Genomic DNA, 16,525 nt, shown 5'->3' on the forward strand with positions numbered 1-16,525 from the left:
ATAGAATAGGAGACAAATCAATAAGAGTTATACCGGGAGGCGTCTTCGAGCAGGAACCGGGCGTAAGCCATTGGCCTGCGGTAGCTTTCTTTCCAGGTTCCTCTGAGTCCTGCCTTGAGGAAACCATAACGCTGGTCACGGCCATTGCATTCAATGAAGTAAATCCGTCTGTTCCGGGTGATGCCGATATCCAGCCCGATGTCGGCAAGCCCGGGAAGACTGTGCTCCAGCTCGCGTGCGATGGCGAGGCTGAGAGTCTGCACTGTCATTCGAAGGTATGCTGCAGCTTCCCCCGGGAAGGCCTGATCCAGCACATATGAGGCGCTGAGCGCTTCGCCTCCCCGTGCGATATTGGATACAAACCCGCCAGGAGCGGCCAGCTTCGCAAACATGCCGGTCACCTGCCAAGTTCCTCCCCAGCCGCGTTGCACCGTGACCCGGAGATCGAAGGGGCGTCCGCCGATTTCAGCCAGCGGGATACGTTCCTGTACCAGATAGGATTCAGCGGCGAGACGCGCCCGAAGCATCCTTGGCAAAGCATCCTGATCCACGAAGGTGCTTACCGATCGGCTAGAACGTGAAGGCAGATAACTCCAGGTCCAGCTCCGTCCGTTGTAGTGAGTAAGACGCATGACCCCTTTGCCAATACTGCCGCGGCACGGTTTGAGGATGAGGTCGGGGTACAGGTCCATCATCTCCTTCAGACCCGGGAGCCCCGCTGTTGTAACCGGCAGATAGCTCTGCAGGCCTTCGTTTTGTTCCAGCAGCCCGTGAATCTGTTCTTTCCCGTAACGGTTGCATGTGTTGTATATCAAAAGGCCCTGCCGGAGCAGCCGCTCGATTCCGCTGCTGTCCTGGCTGTAAATTGCCCGGTTATGGATTACACCCGGTGTGGGGATTACGGCTCTGCGATATCCCTGGACCCCCTTGATATAAGCGATGCTGTATCCGGATTCCGTATCAATGTCGGACAGCTTCAAAAAGCAGGGGGTCAATCCGTATGCGGCAGCCGCCTCCTCATAGCTCTCCAGCGACTCCTGTCCCGTTTTTAACCGGGGAACGCCCCGGTGCATAGCGGCATTTAGCAGTATTCCCACGAGCTTTTGCCCCATGTTCGTTCCTCCCGTTATCTTCTGTAGTTACGGCTGTAGCCCTTATGTTCTCATTGTATGTTTGTACGTGGCCTTCAGGGTGGACGAATGCGCGGCGGCAGAAGCCCTTTTTCAAAAGATAGACGAAGCCGCTTTACTTGCAGATTGATTATAGGCAGCCTTACTGCAAATGGTGTCATCCGCCCACTGGACTGCATATGATGCCTAGAAGAAACAACAGATGGAAGGAGGAGACTGCTTGTGAAGAGCTCCAGAAGGAATCAACAACACAGTTCCAAGAAGCGACTCTACTACGTGGATAATCCCAATAAAAAAGAACTGAGTATGCTGGGAAGCAGTCCAAGGGTGCTAGGGGGATTTGAAGCACCCGTCAGCGAGACGGTGGATCCGCCAGACCGGGCCCTGCAGGTTAGTGGTGTGGGCACGGTAGAAGTTGTTGCAGAGCCGGCACAACCTGCCGTACCTGCAGTACCTGCCGTACCTGCCGCCCCGGATAAAGAATTGCTGGAGGTGCCGGCAGCAGAAGAAACACTCCAGATTGAGGAGGTGGTTGTCCACGCACCCGAGCCCGTTCTGCCTGTTCTGGAAAAAGAGCGCCTGCAGCCAGTATATACCGATGATCTGTGCGATGCGGCCGTTACCGGCCAGAAGATTGCTCCGCGCACCATTGACGGCTCTAAGCTGAAATTCGGGATTATCGGTACTCCCTGGCTGCAGGATTATGCGGTGCAGAGCATCAATATCGCGGACAAGGCGATAACGTCCTCGAAGATTGCCCCCGAATCGATAACTGGCGAACATCTGGCGGAAGGAAGTGTGAACGGCGGCAAGCTGCTGGATCATTCGATCAGCGGCGAGAAGCTGAAGAACGGAAGCATCGGCCCGGAGAAGCTGGCTGACCGGATCATCGGGGGAGAACAAATTGCCGACCGGTCCATTGCCAGCCGTCATTTGAGCGAGCTGCTGATTACTGCCGACTTGCTGGAAGATGGAACCATAACCGGCGAAAAAATTCTAAGCAGCACCATTGTCAGCCGACATTTGGCGAACGGAAGTATCGACCGTTCCAAACTGGCTGACGAGGCGGTGTCCGGCGATAAAATCGCCGACGGCGAAATCAGCGGAGCCAAACTGGGCGATGCCGTGATTGAGGGCCGCCATCTGAGCGAAGGCGTCATCACGGCGAAACATCTGGCGCCGGGAGCCATCGGGCCTGAGCAGCTTGCCGGCCGTCTTATCGGCAAGGAGCAGCTCCAGTCCGGCAGCATTGACAGCGGACATCTTGCGGATGCCGCAGTAGGCACGCGGCAGCTGGGGGAGAAGGCTGTACGCAGCCAGCATCTAAGTCCGGAAAGCGTAAATGGCACCCATATCGGCGACGGAGAAATCACTGCCCGCCATTTGGCGGACCGCAGCATTTCTTTTGTGAAGCTGGCGGAAGGTGCGGTAGGGACGGTACAGCTCGTGGAGCAGGCGGTCACCTCCTCCAAAATCGCCGATCAGAGCATCCTGCCGAATAAACTGGCGGATGAAGCGGTCACTACACGGCATATCGCCAAATCCGCAGTACGCGGACCGCAGCTTGCCATGCAGGCTGTGACCTCGCTCCATCTGCAGCGTGAAGCTATAGATCAGTCCCACTTGGCCAAGGAATCGGTCGGATCGGAGCAGCTGCAGAGCCAGTCGGTGCTGACGGCTCATCTCGCATCCGGTGCGGTTACCGGAGAACAGCTGGCAAGCGAAGCTGTGGCCGGAGAGCATCTGCGCGCGAAGAGCATTACCGCCGCCAAGCTGGCGGACGGGGGCATTCATGCCGGCAAGCTGGCTGCAGGTGCGGTCACCGGAAACGCAATTGCCCGTGAAGCCGTGAGTGGTGAACATATCGCCTTCTGTACGGTGGAGGAAAAAAATCTGGCCGATGCCAGTGTCAGCGCCCGTGTACTGCAGAATGCCGTAGTGGATTCTGAACATCTGGCGCCGGGCGCCATAGAACGCAGACATCTTGGTGAGAACAGCGTGACGAATTCGGCTCTGCAGTCCGGCTCGGTCTCGGGCGACAAGCTTGCCTCCGGCGCGGTGAAGGAAGTACATCTCGCCGCAGGTGCCGTGCAGCCGCATCATCTGGCCGATCATGCGGTTACTTCATTGAAGCTATCACCGGAGAGTGTCTCAACGGATAAGCTCAGTGATCTGGCGGTCACTTCCACCAAGCTGGCTGATGGCAGTGTTACTTCCGCCAAGCTGGCAGCCTTATCGGTGGCTGCGGAGCATTTGACACCAGGGTCGGTTAGCCCCGCGTCGATCAGCGACACGGCTGTCCAAGGCAGACATCTTGCCCCGGGAAGTGTCGGCGGCGCACATATTCGTCCGATGTCTATTGGCAACGGGCACATTATTCCTAGCTCTATCTCATCGATTCAAATCCAGGATGGCAGCATTAGCAGTTCCAAGCTGGCCGAAGGTGCCGTATCTTCCCTCCATCTGTCTCCAGGCAGTATTGGCACCAGTCATGTGGCGGAGGATTCACTGGAAGGCCGTCATATCAAGCAGGGAGAAATCACCCTGGATCACCTGGCTGGAGAGGTCCGCAGCGCAGAGCTGCTCCCGGACGGCAGCATCGGCGGGGAAAAGCTGGCGGAAGGCTCGATCGGTTCGTTCCAATTGGCTCCGAGCAGTGTATATGGCGGACATCTTGCGGTCGAAGCCGTGGACAGCCGCCACATCCGCCCTCACAGCATCAAGCTGAAGCATCTGGCGGAGGAGACCCTTACCGCTGATCTGCTGCCGGACGGCAGCGTCAGCACCGCGAAGCTGGCGGACGGAGCGGTAGGTTCGGAGAATCTCCAGGCGGAAAGTGTGAACGGAGAACATCTCGCGGACGGAGCGGTGGAGGAGCGCCACTTGAATCCCGGGATCATCAAGCTGGAGCATCTGACGGCAGAGGTCCGCAGCGCTGATCTGCTCCCTGACGGCAGCATCGGCGGGAAAAAGCTGGCGGAAGGTTCGATCGGCTCCTTCCAGTTGGCTTCGAGCAGCGTATATAGCGGACATCTTGCGGTCGAAGCCGTGGACAGCCGCCACATCCGCCCTCACAGCATCAAGCTGAAGCATCTTGCAGAGGAGACCCTGACCTCCGAGCTGCTGCCGGACGGCAGCATCAGTTCCGCGAAGCTGGAAGGCGGAGCGGTAGGTTCGAAGCATCTCCAGCAGGAGAGTGTATTCGGAGAACATCTTGCGGACGGAGTGGTGGAAGAGCGCCATTTGAATCCCGGGATCATCAAGCTGGAGCATCTGGCCGCAGAGGTCCGCAGCGCAGAGCTGCTTCCTGATGGCAGCATCGGCGGAGAAAAGCTGGCAGAAGGCTCGATCGGCTCCTTCCAGCTGGCTCCGGATAGCGTATATGGAGAACATCTTGCCGACGGAATAGTGGAACAGCGCCACTTGAACCCCGAGATCATCAAGCTGGAGCATCTGGCCGCAGAGGTCCGCAGCGCAGAGCTGCTGCCGGACGGCAGCATTGGCGGGGAGAAGCTGGCGGAAGACTCCATCGGTTCCTTCCAGCTGGCTCCGGGCAGCGTGCATGGAGAACATTTTGCGATTGATGCCGTGGACAGCCGGCACATCCGCCCCGCCAGCATTAAGCTGAAGCATCTGGCGGAGGAGACTCTGACCTCCGACCTGCTGCCGAGCGGCAGCGTCAGCTCCGCGAAGCTGGCAAAGGGCGCGGTGGGTTCGCAGCATCTCCAGCAGGAGAGTGTTCATGGCAGACATCTCGCGGACAGAGTCGTGGAGGAACGCCACTTGAATCCCGAGATCATCAAGCTTGAGCATCTGGCCGCAGAGGTCCGCAGTGCAGATCTGCTGCCGGACGGCAGCATCGGTGGAGAAAAGCTGGCGGCAGGAGCGGTAGGTTCGCAGCAGCTCCAGCAGGAGAGCGTGCACGGAGAACATCTCGTGGACGGAGTGGTGGAGCAGCGCCACCTGAATCCCGAGATCATCAAGCTTGAGCATCTGGCCGCAGAGGTCCGCAGTGCAGATCTGCTGCCGGACGGCAGCATCAGCGGGAAAAAGCTGGCACAAGGCTCCATCGGTTCCTTCCAGCTGGCTTCAGACAGCGTATATGGCGGGCATCTTGCCATGGAAGCCGTGGACAGCTGCCATATCCGCTCTGGCAGCATCAAGCTGAAGCATCTTGCGGAGGACACCCTGACCTCCGATCTGCTGCAGGATGGCAGCATCGGCTCCGCGAAGCTGGCGGCAGGAGCGGTAGGTTCGCAGCAGCTCCAGCAGGAGAGCGTGCACGGAGAACATCTCGCGAACGGAATAGTGGAGGACCGCCACTTGAATTCCGGGATCATCAAGCTTGATCATCTGTCCGCAGAGGTCCGCAGCGCAGATCTGCTGCCGGACGGCAGCGTTGGCGGGAAAAAGCTGGCGCAAGGCTCCATCGGCTCCTTCCAGCTGGCTCCGGGCAGTGTATACGGCGGACATCTTGCGGTCGAAGCCGTGGACGGCCGGCACATCCGCCCCGGCAGCATCAAACTGAAGCATCTGGCGGAGGAGTCCTTGACCTCCGATCTGCTCCCTGACGGCAGCATCGGCTCTGCGAAGCTGGCAGCCGGAACGGTAGGTTCGCCGCATCTCCAGCAGGAGAGTGTGAACGGAGAACATCTCGCGGACGGAGTGGTGGAGGAACGCCACTTGAATCCCGGGATTATCAAGCTGGAGCATCTGTCTGCAGAAGTCCGTAGCGCAGACCTGCTCCCTGACGGCAGCATCGGCTCTGCGAAGCTGGCAGCCGGAACGGTAGGTTCACAGCATCTTCAGCAGGAGAGTGTGAACGGAGAACATCTCGCGGACGGAGTGGTGGAGGAACGCCACTTGAATCCCGGGATTATCAAGCTGGAGCATCTGTCTGCAGAGGTCCGCAGCGCAGACCTGCTCCCTGACGGCAGCATCGGCTCTGCGAAGCTGGCAGCCGGAACGGTAGGTTCACAGCATCTTCAGCAGGAGAGTGTGAACGGAGAACATCTCGCGGACGGAGTGGTGGAGGAACGCCACTTGAATCCCGGGATTATCAAGCTGGAGCATCTGTCTGCAGAGGTCCGCAGCGCAGACCTGCTCCCTGACGGCAGCGTCGGCTCCGCGAAGCTGGCAGCCGGAACGGTAGGTTCGCCGCATCTCCAGCAGGAGAGTGTGAACGGAGAACATCTCGCGGACGGAGTGGTGGAGGAACGCCACTTGAATCCCGGGATTATCAAGCTGGAGCATCTGTCTGCAGAAGTCCGTAGCGCAGACCTGCTCCCTGACGGCAGCATCGGCTCTGCGAAGCTGGCAGCCGGAACGGTAGGTTCACAGCATCTTCAGCAGGAGAGTGTGAACGGAGAACATCTCGCGGACGGAGTGGTGGAGGAACGCCACTTGAATCCCGGGATTATCAAGCTGGAGCATCTGGCCGCAGAAGTCCGCAGCGCAGACCTGCTCCCTGACGGCAGCATCGGCTCCGCGAAGCTCGCAGCCGGAGCGATAGGCACGCCGCATCTCCAGCAGGAGAGTGTGAACGGAGGACATCTCGCGGACGGAGTGGTGGAGGAACGCCACTTGAATCCCGAGATTATCAAGCTCGCGCATCTGTCCGCAGAGGTCCGCAGCGCAGACCTGCTCCCTGACGGCAGCATCGGCTCCGCGAAGCTGGCTGCCGGAGCAGTAGGTTCGCCGCATCTCCAGCAGGAGAGTGTGAACGGAGGACATCTCGCGGATGGAGTGGTGGAGGAACGCCACCTGAATCCCGGGATTATCAAGCTGGAGCATCTGTCCGCAGAGGCCCGCAGCGCAGACCTGCTCCCTGACGGCAGCATCGGCGGGAAGAAGCTGGCGCAAGGCTCCGTCAGCTCCTTCCAGCTGGCTCCGGGCAGTGTATACGGCGGACATCTTGCGGTCGAAGCCGTGGACGGCCGGCACATCCAGTCCGGAAGCATTACGCTGAAGCATCTTGCGAAGGAGACCCTGACCTCCGATCTGCTGCCGGACGGCAGCGTCAGCTCCGCGAAGCTGGCAGCCGGAACGGTAGGTTCGCAGCATCTCCAGCAGGAAAGCGTGTATGGTGAACATCTTGCAGACGGAGTAGTGGAGGAACGCCACCTGCTTCCTGAGATCATAAAGCTAGAGCATCTCGCCCCAGAGGTCCGCAGCGCAGAGCTGCTGCCGGACGGCAGCGTCAGCTCCGCGAAGCTGGCGGCTGGAGCGGTAGGTTCACAGCATCTCCAGCAGGAGAGCGTGTACGGTGAACATCTCGCAGACGGAGTATTGGAGGAGCGTCACCTGCTTCCCGAGACCATCAAGCTGGAGCATCTGGCCCCAGAGGTCCGCAGCGCAGACCTGCTCCCTGACGGCAGCATTACCGGAGCGAAACTGGCTTCCGGCAGTGTTGGTGCCGAGCAGCTCGCAGAGAGTGCGGTTGGAACTGACGGACTCCAGGATGAAGCGGTGGATGCAACCAAAATTGCTTCCTTCGCCGTTCAATCCCGCCATCTGGAGGAAGAAAGTGTGCAGGGCTACCATATTGCTCCCGGCGCGGTATCCGGTGACCATCTGGCCCGCGGCGCGGTGGGGGCGGAGCATCTCTCCTTCAGTCCGGTGCAGAGCGCCGGAAACCGGGAGGTGCTGCAGCAGTTCGGAATGACGGCGTTCATGTTCAACGGCGATGCAGAGAGTGTGGAGGTCACTGTCTCCTTCGACGAAAGCTTTGGCCATACCGGCTATGTGCTTGTGGCCATGACGAACCAGCCGTTCTTTCACGCCTCGCTTAAAACGAGAGCCGGCGGAGAGGCTGTAATCCTGGTGAACCGCCTGCGTGAAACCCAGCATTTCTATGGAGTGTTATCCTGGATTGCACTCGGCTCGCCTCCGGCAAAGCCGCCAGAGAACCGGGTATTCGATTAAATACAGAGCCGCTGAAAAAGCGGATAAGAGCGCAGCCGCCGGCTGCGCTCTTGTTCAAATATAAGCATTTATATGCTTCACGCTATAAATTATCCTTCTATTTCTCGCTGAAACGGACACCGTCCTTTTAAGGACGGCGAAGCCGTTTCTACTTGTGTTTATCGCCCGAAAAAGTCGGTTGAATGCGGGATGGATGACATCTGTCCAAATTTGTGTGTGAAGGGAGACACCCGCCGTTACCCGGAGAAGCGGATTACATAGACTGTGATGTAACCCTAAGCCCGGCAGTATGCCCTGCAAGGAAGGTGGATGAGCTTGAAGCATAAACGAACAGCTGCCCGCCGCACGGGGCGGCGGGCAGCTCGACCTGCGCGGCGGAACTCCCGGCCAGTGCGGCCCGTAGCTGTACGTCCTGCACAGAATCATCCCGAGCCTTACGTGTCTGTTATTATTCCGGCTATGAATGAGGCCAGGACGATTGCCAGTGTGATTGCCGGAGCCAGGGGTGTTCATCCGCGCTGTGAGGTTATTGTGATTGTTAATGGCTCTGCCGATAAAACGGCGGAAATAGCGAAATCTATGGGTGCCCATGTCATCTCTTTCGAGCAGCCGCTTGGACACGATGTTGGCCGAAGTGTCGGAGCGGATGCGGCCAAAGGGGAGGTCCTGCTGTTTACAGATGGGGATCTTGTCATTCCCGCCGCGCAGCTGCGTCCATTCGTAAGTGCAATCCGCGGCGGGACGGATGTAGCGCTTAATGATTATTCCGGGCCGGTCCGCAGCAGGGTTCCGCATCCTGTGGTGCTCTCCAAGTATGCACTGAACATTATGCTCGGACGTTCCGACCTGAAGGGGTATTCACTGACGGCGGTTCCCCATGCGCTCAGCCGCAAGGCGCTTAATGTGCTGGGGAGCGGTCTATTGTCAAGGCCGCCGCTGGCTTATGCCCGCGCATTGCTGGAAGGCTTGAGTGTAAGGGAAGTGCATAAAGTGCCTGTTGGCAAACTGAATGCTGTCCGCCGCAAGCGCGGCGGAAGGGACCCCTTGCAGGAGATTATTCTCAGGGATCACCTCGATGCTGTGTCTATGCTGCTCGAGCTCAAGGGGGAGAGGGCGGGATTCAGCGACGGCACCCGGCGAAGGGAGATGGTGAGGTAATGGCTACTGGCTATAAGGCCGTATTACGTTCGAAACGGAGAAGAACGTTTTCCGCCGGCACTTCTCCCCGCCGGAGCGGAGCAGGTATTCCGGGCATCAGGAAGTCTGCATCTAATAAAAAAGGAGCAGGTTCATTCGGGGCTGGCGGCTCCTCTGAACGGCTTACGGGAGCGGGATTATCCGCAGCCCGCGGCTCTGCTGTCCGGCGCACGGCGGCAGAAGCATCCGCTGCCGGGAAACCGCAGCGGATGCTTCCGAAATTGCGCGGCCTGCTGTCCGTCATCATCTCGGCAAGAGATGAGGCGCGTACCTTGCCCGGTCTCCTGGAGCAGGTGGAGCTTCTGGAGCCGGCGGAGATCATCGTGGTGCTGAACGGCTGCAGCGACAACAGCTTTCAGCAATCCAGAATGTGCACACGGGCAACGGTCGTGCATTGCCCCGAATCGGCCGGTCATGATGTGGGGCGTGCGCTTGGCGCCAAGCTCAGCCGGGGGAATATTCTGCTCTTTCTGGATGGAGACATGAGCATTCCGGCCCGGCAGCTGGCCCTTTTTGCAGCAGCTGTAGACAGCGGAATTGATGTTGCGCTTAATGATCTGGATGGCCTGCTGCCGCCATTTGGCGCAAGTGATGATGTTACCCGCTGCAAGCTGTATTTAAACGGGGTTCTAGGCCGGAGTGATCTCGGGGTGAGCTCCATGACCGCTGTTCCCCATGCCTTGTCCCGCCGTGCACTGGAAACCATCGGTTACCGTGAACTGATGGTTCCCCCGAAAGCGCAAGCCCTCTCCATTCTGAATCGGCTGCGGGTGGAGAAGGCCGGAACGGTTAATGTCATCAAGCATAACCGGCTGCGCCAAGGGAATACGGGAGCCGGCAACGCGGTGGAACAGCTGATTATCGGCGATCATGCGGAAGCGCTGCAGGCGGTTATTGCGCACAGGGAAGCGAGCGGAGTGCTCTCCGGTGAGCGCCTGCAGGAGCAGCGCCGGCAAATGGCTGCCTGGAGGAACCGGTTATGACAATGACCAGTATCATTATTCCGACATATAACGGACTTGAACTGCTGCGGACCTGTGTGGAAGCCATCCGGGCCTATACCGAAACGCCGTATGAAATCATTGTGATCGACAACGCTTCGAAGGATGGTACCGACACGTACTGCCGGACCAATAATCTAACCTTTATCTCCCTGCCTGAGAACCGCGGATTTCCCGTTGCCTGCAATATGGGGATGCAACTCGCTTCAGGCGATGAGCTGCTGCTGCTGAATAATGATGTTGTCGTCTCGCAGGGCTGGCTACGGAACCTTAAGGCAGCGCTATACAGCGCATCGGATGTTGGTATTGCCGGTCCCGTGACCAACTATGCCAGCGGCCAGCAGCAGGTCAAGACTGCATACAGTGATATACCGGGTTTTCATGCGGAGGCCCGGCAGGCCAACCTCCAAGATCCCTCGAAATGGATAGAGACGAGACGGTTGGTGGGCTTATGCTTTTTGTTCAAACGAGAGCTGATGGACACTGTGGGACTGCTGGATGAACGGTATTCACCTGGACATTATGAGGATGATGATTACTGCTTCCGCGCCCGGCTGCGTGGCTACCGGCTGCTGATTGCCGGGGATTGCCTGGTGCATCATGAAGGAAGCGCGAGCTTCAAGGAGGTATACTCCTCTGCACTTAAGGAGCTTGTGGAGCGAAACCGCAGGATTTTTATAGATAAATGGCATATGGATCCGGCACAGTTCTTCTGAAATGTTGACCCGAAGACTAAAGACACAGATAAAGAGGAGGAAAGTAAGTGAAAGGAGTCATATTGGCGGGCGGAAAAGGAACAAGACTCTATCCGCTGACCCGGCTTATGAACAAACATTTGCTTCCGGTCGGCAAATATCCTATGGTGTGTTACGGTATAGACCGGTTGCGCCGGGGGGGTATAACCGATATTCTCCTGGTCATCAGCAAGCAGTCTGCGGGGCAGTATACCGATTTTTTGGGCAGCGGTGCGGAATTTGGCGTATCTCTGACTTACAAAATTCAGGAAGCCGCAGGAGGTATCGCGGAAGCGCTGGAGCTGGCGGAGGGGTTTATTCTTCCGGGCGAAAGGTTTATCGTGCTGCTGGGTGACAATCTTTTTATGGATGATCTGACGCCTTACGTGCAGAGCTATCTTCAGCAGCCCGAAGGCACGGCGAAAGTGCTGCTGAAGCCGGTGGAGGATGCGCGTAGATACGGCGTTCCGGTATTTGACGGCGAGGATTCAACATTGATTGCGTACATCGAAGAGAAGCCGGAGATCCCGAAGACTAACTATTGTGTAACCGGCATTTATATGTACGATGAGGCCGTGTTCGATATTATCCGCCGCGTGTCCCCTTCCCAAAGGGGGGAGCTGGAAATTACCGATGTGAACAACATTTACGCTGCCGACCGCATGCTCAGCTATGATGTGCTTAAGGAATGGTGGAGTGATGCGGGAACATTCCAGTCACTGCGTGAAGCGGGTGAGAAGCTGAAAGACACGCTGCCTTAAGGGCGGCGTGTTTTTCATTGTACAAGAAATGAAGGTTTGGCTGCAGATTATGAAATGGAAGATACAGTATTAGCCGGCCGCGCAATTCTCCACCAGAACAAATCGCCCGTGTCACGGTACATATGTGCGCCCAGATGCTCCAGGACTTTGTGAGAAGCCCAATTATCCTTTTCCGTATCAGCAATAATCCATTGCGCCCTGGGATCGCTGAAGATCCATTCGCTGATAGTCCGCACAGCCTCTGTTGCATAGCCTTTTCCCCAATGCCATTCGTCAATGCAGTAGCCTATAATGACCTCGCCTTGTTCATTCGGACAGCCTTTCAGGATGATATACCCGATAATCTGCTGGTGCCTGCGCTGAATAATGGCCCAGTTGGTCAGCCAGAGGTGATTTTCCTCATCCTGCTGCACTCTGGAATGTCTGATCCGCATAGCATACTGCATTTCCTCGTCCAAGGAGGCGCCGCCAGCGTTCAGGCCAAGAGCCTGCTTCAGCCCGGCATAATTCTCTGTGGCGAGCGAGAGCTCCGCTGCGGTTAAAGGCTGCAAATCCAGACGGTTGCCTGCCAGTTTCATACATTACCTCCAATCCGGTCAGGAACTGATTCCCAATCTATGTATGGTAAAAAATTCAATTTCATCCTCAGAATAATCTGACTTTCCGCAGCTGTCAATCCCCGCCTATTCTCAGCAAAAGTCTTCAGGCCTCCTCAAAGTTACACCGTTTCTCCGCACCGTCAAGGCGCTTACCGCATATGCTGTAGCAGGGCGTTTGAGCAAAGGAGACATGAAGGTGCAGAATAAAATAACAAAAGTGCTGCAGCACATGGCCCATACGCACGAACAGATGGCGCGGATTCTTGACGCCGAACGCCACGTTGCCGTCCGTATGTCGCAAATAGTCCATGATCTGCCGGATGCGGAGCCTGATTTTGGCGGATTCAGCGGGCTGGTAGAAAGCCACGGTCAGGTTAACAAGAATATTATTGCTTACTTGAACGCGATAGCCGATCTGGAAGAAGCGATGGCTGAAGGGGTAGGCAGAGTCATCAAGGAATTAAACGGTCAGGAAGAAGAGTAGCGATTAAAAGAGCAGGAGGCGGAAGATGAGCAGAGAAAAGGCTTATCTGCAAATGCTGGAGTCGACCGCTACTATCCAGTGGAACATCGCGATGATTCTTGAAGCCAAAGCGGTGGAAGCGGAAAAGGTGAAGCAGTGGACGCAGCATCATATCCACGCTAGAGCGTTCGATACCCATGAAGAGCAGTTGAAGCAATCCCTCTCCATTCATGAAGTGATCGTGGAAATGGTGGAAGGGCTGACGAAATTGGAGAATGGGCTGTACAGCAATTTAAAGGCAGTGCTGGGCAGCGGTGAGGAAGAAGGCGGCGGCGGCGAAGGCTTTGGCGGCATGTCCGGTGAAGGCTTTAATTTCGGGGACGACGACAAATGAGCGGCGGGCTTCTCTCCGAACACGCCGTCAAGCTGGAGATGATCCGCTCCATTGCCCGCAGCCAGGCCGCACTCGCCGCGATCTTGGAGAGCATCGCCGAAATAACGGGGCAATCGGAGCTGACAGCCCGCAAGCTAAGCGACAATATCAGAATCCTAAGCCAGTACCAAAGCGCCATGTGCCGGATGATGTCCGGCATTTCGCTGCATCAGCCCAAACGGGGGATTCCTGCTGCACCATGGCTGAGCAAGACATGTGCAGGAGGAATCTCAAGAGTGCATGGAGTACAGGAGGAGTAGAAGAATGAAGAGGAAGAAAGCTATCAAGCGTTCAGGCAGGGGAACCCGCAGACGAACATTGTTGCTATCCCGGAAGGCCAGGATCGGCAGAGGCCGCAGCCGCAGAGTTCGTTATGGCAGAGCCCCAAAAGGTCTGTTGGTGCGCAAGAAGAGAAGACAACGCCGCCGGATTGTGCAGAAAATCCAGGTAGTGCAGCCGTCTGTGCAGCCGATAGTTCAGCCGGTAGTGCAGCCGCCAGTGCATATGGTACCCGTGCAGGTGGTCCCAGTGGTTGAAGCTCCTCCGGCGCCTCAGGTAGTGCAGCTCCCCCCGGATCTTGGCGTCCCTCCGGAAACGCCGCCGGGAGACGCCTTTCAGCAGGGCTACACCGAAGCATACAACGTGGGGTTCGACGCCGGTTTCGCCAAGGGCTTCGAGGACGGGCATAAGCTGGAGCTGGGCTGAGACATCCAAGGCCAAAGGGTAAGGGGCCAATTAGAGGGCTGGTGAAGGTTAAACCGCCGCTACTCCTCTATAGGCCGCTTCCCTCTGATCCGCCCGCTCTGGAGCAGTTGGAAAGCTCTGGTCTATTGATTGTACTTCCGGTTATGGTAGACTTCTTTACAGAATCCTTGCCGGATTCAAATGTCGATAGAAAGTGGAGGATACACATGAGCGGTAATAAGATTCGGAAGGCGCTGAGAGAAGAAGTCGGGGAAATTATGGAGCTGATTGCCAAATGTGTACAGGTTATGCAGGCCGGCGGTAGCGACCAATGGAATGAGAGCTACCCTAACCGGGAAGTTATCGGTCTCGATATCGAGCGCGGCACACTGTATGTCTATATCGACAATGAAGCCATTGCGGGTATTATTGTATTGGATGAGAATCAGGCGGAGCAGTACGGGGAGATTCGCTGGTCGCAGGAGCAGGGACGGCATTTAATCATGCATCGCCTGGCTGTTCATCCGGAGGTGCAGGGCAAGGGCATCGCGCGGAAGCTGACCGCTTTTGCCGAGGAGCATGCTGTGAACTGCGGATACAGCAGCATCCGGCTGGATACATATATGAAGAATACCATAGCGCTTAGCTTATATCCCAGACTTGGCTATGAGCGCAGGGGTGAAGTCTCGTTCCCCGGCCGCACAGCGAATTTCCCGGTATTCGAGAAGGTGCTGGAAGGCGCGGCGAAACTGGACGGACAAGCTTAAGGAACATTTCCTGCAAAAACGTATTTTATGTAATGTTAGTTAACGTTAAAGAGGGTTTCACTGACTTTTTAAGGATATTTTCATCATTTTTTTAAGAATTTCCGCATTTATATGTAACTTTAGTTGACAACAAACTTATCCTTACTTTATGATGGGACTATTCAGAAAGCAATTGAATAGTCTTTTCTTTCGTATATCCTTAATAATTGGTTTAAGGGTCTCTACCGGGAACCGTAAATTTCTGGCTACGAAAATATGCTGCGGCATATTTTTGTGGCCTTTTTGTGTTATCTGCAGCAGCTAACTATTATCTGACAAGGGGGAATCGGACCATGGCGAACATACTGATCAAACATGCGGAGATTATTACGATGAACAAGCAGGAGGAGATTCTTTACGGGGATATCCGCATTAAGGACAGCCTGATTGTGGAAATCGGCAGCGGGCTGCAGCCGCAGGACGGAGAACGGGTCATTGACGCGAAGAACCGTACGGTCATTCCCGGTTTTGTACAGACGCATATTCATCTATGCCAGACGCTCTTCCGCGGCAAAGCCGATGATCTGGAACTGATGGATTGGCTGCGCAAGCGGATCTGGCCGCTGGAAGCGGCGCATGATGAGGAATCACTCTATTACTCCGCCATGCTGGGCATAGGGGAGCTGATTTCCAGCGGCACAACGACTATTGTGGATATGGAGACGGTGAACCATACGGATTATGCTTTCCAGGCCATAGCCAAGAGCGGCATACGCGCCCTGTCCGGCAAGGTGATGATGGATCAGAAGAATGACGAGGTTCCGGCAGCCCTGCAGGAGGAGACGGCTGCTTCTCTTCAGGAGAGCGTGGATTTGCTGGAGAAATGGCATGGCTATGGCGGGGGCCGGATCCAGTACGCCTTCTCGCCGCGTTTTGTCATCTCCTGCACGGAGCCGCTGCTGAAGGAAGTGCGGGATCTGTCGGCGCGCTATGGAGTTAAGGTGCATACCCATGCTTCAGAGAATTTGGGGGAGATCGAGATTGTCCAGGCGATGACCGGCATGCGCAATGTCGTCTACCTCGATCATTTGGGGCTGGCGAATGATCGCTTGATTCTCGCGCATTGTGTATGGCTGGATGACGAGGAGAAAAAGATTCTGCGGGACCGCGGGGTGCATGTCAGCCACTGTCCGGGCTCCAATCTGAAGCTGGCTTCCGGGATCGCCGATACACCGGGGATGCTGGAGACCCACATCCATCTCAGTCTAGGTGCGGACGGTGCGCCCTGCAACAATAACCTGGATATGTTCAATGAGATGCGGCTTGCCGCGATCATCCAGAAACCGCAGCATGGGCCGACCACGATGGATGCAAGAAGTGTCTTCCGGATGGCGACCATCGGCGGGGCCAAGGCGGTAGGCATGGAAGACAAGATCGGCAGCATCGAGGTAGGCAAAAAAGCCGATCTGGCGATTCTCAACCTCTACAACTTTCATACCTTCCCCTCCTTTGATGTAGATCCGATTTCCCGTATTGTCTATTCCGCCACCCGGGCAGATGTGGAGACGACAATCATCGACGGTGAAATCGTGATGGATCATGGCCTGTTGAAGACGGTAGATAAGGAGGTTGTGCTGCATGAGGCCAACCGTTCTATTCAAAGACTGCTGGCGCACTCTCCGCTGGGCTGAAGCATTGACCGTTTGAATCGGCAAACGTTATAATTTATGGAAGAATGTTCAATAATTTGAGAATCGGCACTTATTTCAATGTTTGATCAACCCTATCATTTGGCGGGAGGCTGCGGCCTTCCGTTTTTTTTGCTGTATCCATAAAGAAATTTTGCCAAACGG

General features: G+C 56.4%; 13 protein-coding genes and 1 riboswitch. Of the genes, 11 read left to right on the forward strand and 2 right to left on the reverse strand.

The window, feature by feature from the left end; all coding sequences use genetic code 11:
- Positions 1–17: 17 nt before the first annotated feature.
- Positions 18–1,112, reverse strand: coding sequence for a YheC/YheD family endospore coat-associated protein (locus tag ACAN56_RS26870; protein ID WP_379146630.1), 1,095 nt, complete (start codon positions 1,110–1,112; stop codon positions 18–20).
- A 240-nt stretch (positions 1,113–1,352) separates the two neighbouring features.
- Between ACAN56_RS26870 and ACAN56_RS26875 the strand changes: the two genes are divergently transcribed.
- The 5 genes from ACAN56_RS26875 to ACAN56_RS26895 all read left to right on the forward strand — a co-directional run bounded on the left by ACAN56_RS26875 (position 1,353) and on the right by ACAN56_RS26895 (position 11,747).
- Positions 1,353–8,054, forward strand: coding sequence for a WIAG-tail domain (locus ACAN56_RS26875; protein WP_379146633.1), 6,702 nt, complete (start codon positions 1,353–1,355; stop codon positions 8,052–8,054).
- Positions 8,055–8,363: 309 nt separating this feature from the next.
- Positions 8,364–9,212, forward strand: coding sequence for a glycosyltransferase family 2 protein (locus tag ACAN56_RS26880; RefSeq protein ID WP_038596032.1), 849 nt, complete (start codon positions 8,364–8,366; stop codon positions 9,210–9,212).
- A complete protein-coding gene (locus tag ACAN56_RS26885) occupies positions 9,212–10,234 on the forward strand; it encodes a glycosyltransferase family 2 protein (protein WP_379146635.1) in 1,023 nt (340 codons plus the stop codon). Before ACAN56_RS26880 ends, ACAN56_RS26885 begins: the two co-directional genes overlap by 1 nt.
- On the forward strand, positions 10,231–10,968 hold the full coding sequence (locus ACAN56_RS26890; RefSeq protein ID WP_379146638.1) for a glycosyltransferase family 2 protein: 738 nt from the start codon (positions 10,231–10,233) through the stop codon (positions 10,966–10,968). The genes ACAN56_RS26885 and ACAN56_RS26890 overlap by 4 nt, the downstream gene beginning before the upstream one ends.
- Before the next feature lie 47 nt (positions 10,969–11,015).
- On the forward strand, positions 11,016–11,747 hold the full coding sequence (locus ACAN56_RS26895; RefSeq protein ID WP_038596028.1) for a sugar phosphate nucleotidyltransferase: 732 nt from the start codon (positions 11,016–11,018) through the stop codon (positions 11,745–11,747).
- A 47-nt stretch (positions 11,748–11,794) separates the two neighbouring features.
- Here the strand turns inward: ACAN56_RS26895 and ACAN56_RS26900 are convergent, their stop codons facing one another.
- Complete coding sequence (locus tag ACAN56_RS26900; protein WP_379146641.1) at positions 11,795–12,325, reverse strand: GNAT family N-acetyltransferase; 531 nt, start codon at positions 12,323–12,325, stop codon at positions 11,795–11,797.
- Positions 12,326–12,542: 217 nt separating this feature from the next.
- On the opposite strand from ACAN56_RS26900, the gene ACAN56_RS26905 reads away from it, so the two are divergent.
- The 6 genes from ACAN56_RS26905 to ACAN56_RS26930 all read left to right on the forward strand — a co-directional run bounded on the left by ACAN56_RS26905 (position 12,543) and on the right by ACAN56_RS26930 (position 16,363).
- The gene (locus tag ACAN56_RS26905) at positions 12,543–12,830 is read left to right on the forward strand and encodes a hypothetical protein (protein ID WP_038596026.1); all 288 of its coding nucleotides are present in this window, start codon (positions 12,543–12,545) and stop codon (positions 12,828–12,830) included.
- 25 nt (positions 12,831–12,855) lie between these two features.
- Positions 12,856–13,203, forward strand: a complete 348-nt coding sequence (locus ACAN56_RS26910; protein ID WP_076110805.1) for an alpha-helical endospore appendage domain-containing protein — start codon at positions 12,856–12,858, stop codon at positions 13,201–13,203.
- Complete coding sequence (locus ACAN56_RS26915) at positions 13,200–13,502, forward strand: hypothetical protein (RefSeq protein WP_379146643.1); 303 nt, start codon at positions 13,200–13,202, stop codon at positions 13,500–13,502. Before ACAN56_RS26910 ends, ACAN56_RS26915 begins: the two co-directional genes overlap by 4 nt.
- Positions 13,503–13,506: 4 nt before the next feature.
- Complete coding sequence (locus ACAN56_RS26920; protein WP_038596019.1) at positions 13,507–13,947, forward strand: hypothetical protein; 441 nt, start codon at positions 13,507–13,509, stop codon at positions 13,945–13,947.
- A 206-nt stretch (positions 13,948–14,153) separates the two neighbouring features.
- Positions 14,154–14,693: a GNAT family N-acetyltransferase gene (locus ACAN56_RS26925; RefSeq protein WP_038596017.1), complete on the forward strand. Its 540-nt coding sequence runs from the start codon at positions 14,154–14,156 to the stop codon at positions 14,691–14,693.
- A 169-nt stretch (positions 14,694–14,862) separates the two neighbouring features.
- A riboswitch (purine riboswitch) is annotated at positions 14,863–14,961 on the forward strand.
- A gap of 64 nt (positions 14,962–15,025) precedes the next feature.
- Complete coding sequence (locus ACAN56_RS26930; protein WP_038596015.1) at positions 15,026–16,363, forward strand: 5'-deoxyadenosine deaminase; 1,338 nt, start codon at positions 15,026–15,028, stop codon at positions 16,361–16,363.
- The last annotated feature ends 162 nt before the right edge of the window (positions 16,364–16,525 follow it).

The sequence above is a fragment of the Paenibacillus paludis genome (assembly GCF_042610515.1).
Classification (GTDB): domain Bacteria; phylum Bacillota; class Bacilli; order Paenibacillales; family Paenibacillaceae; genus Paenibacillus_AQ.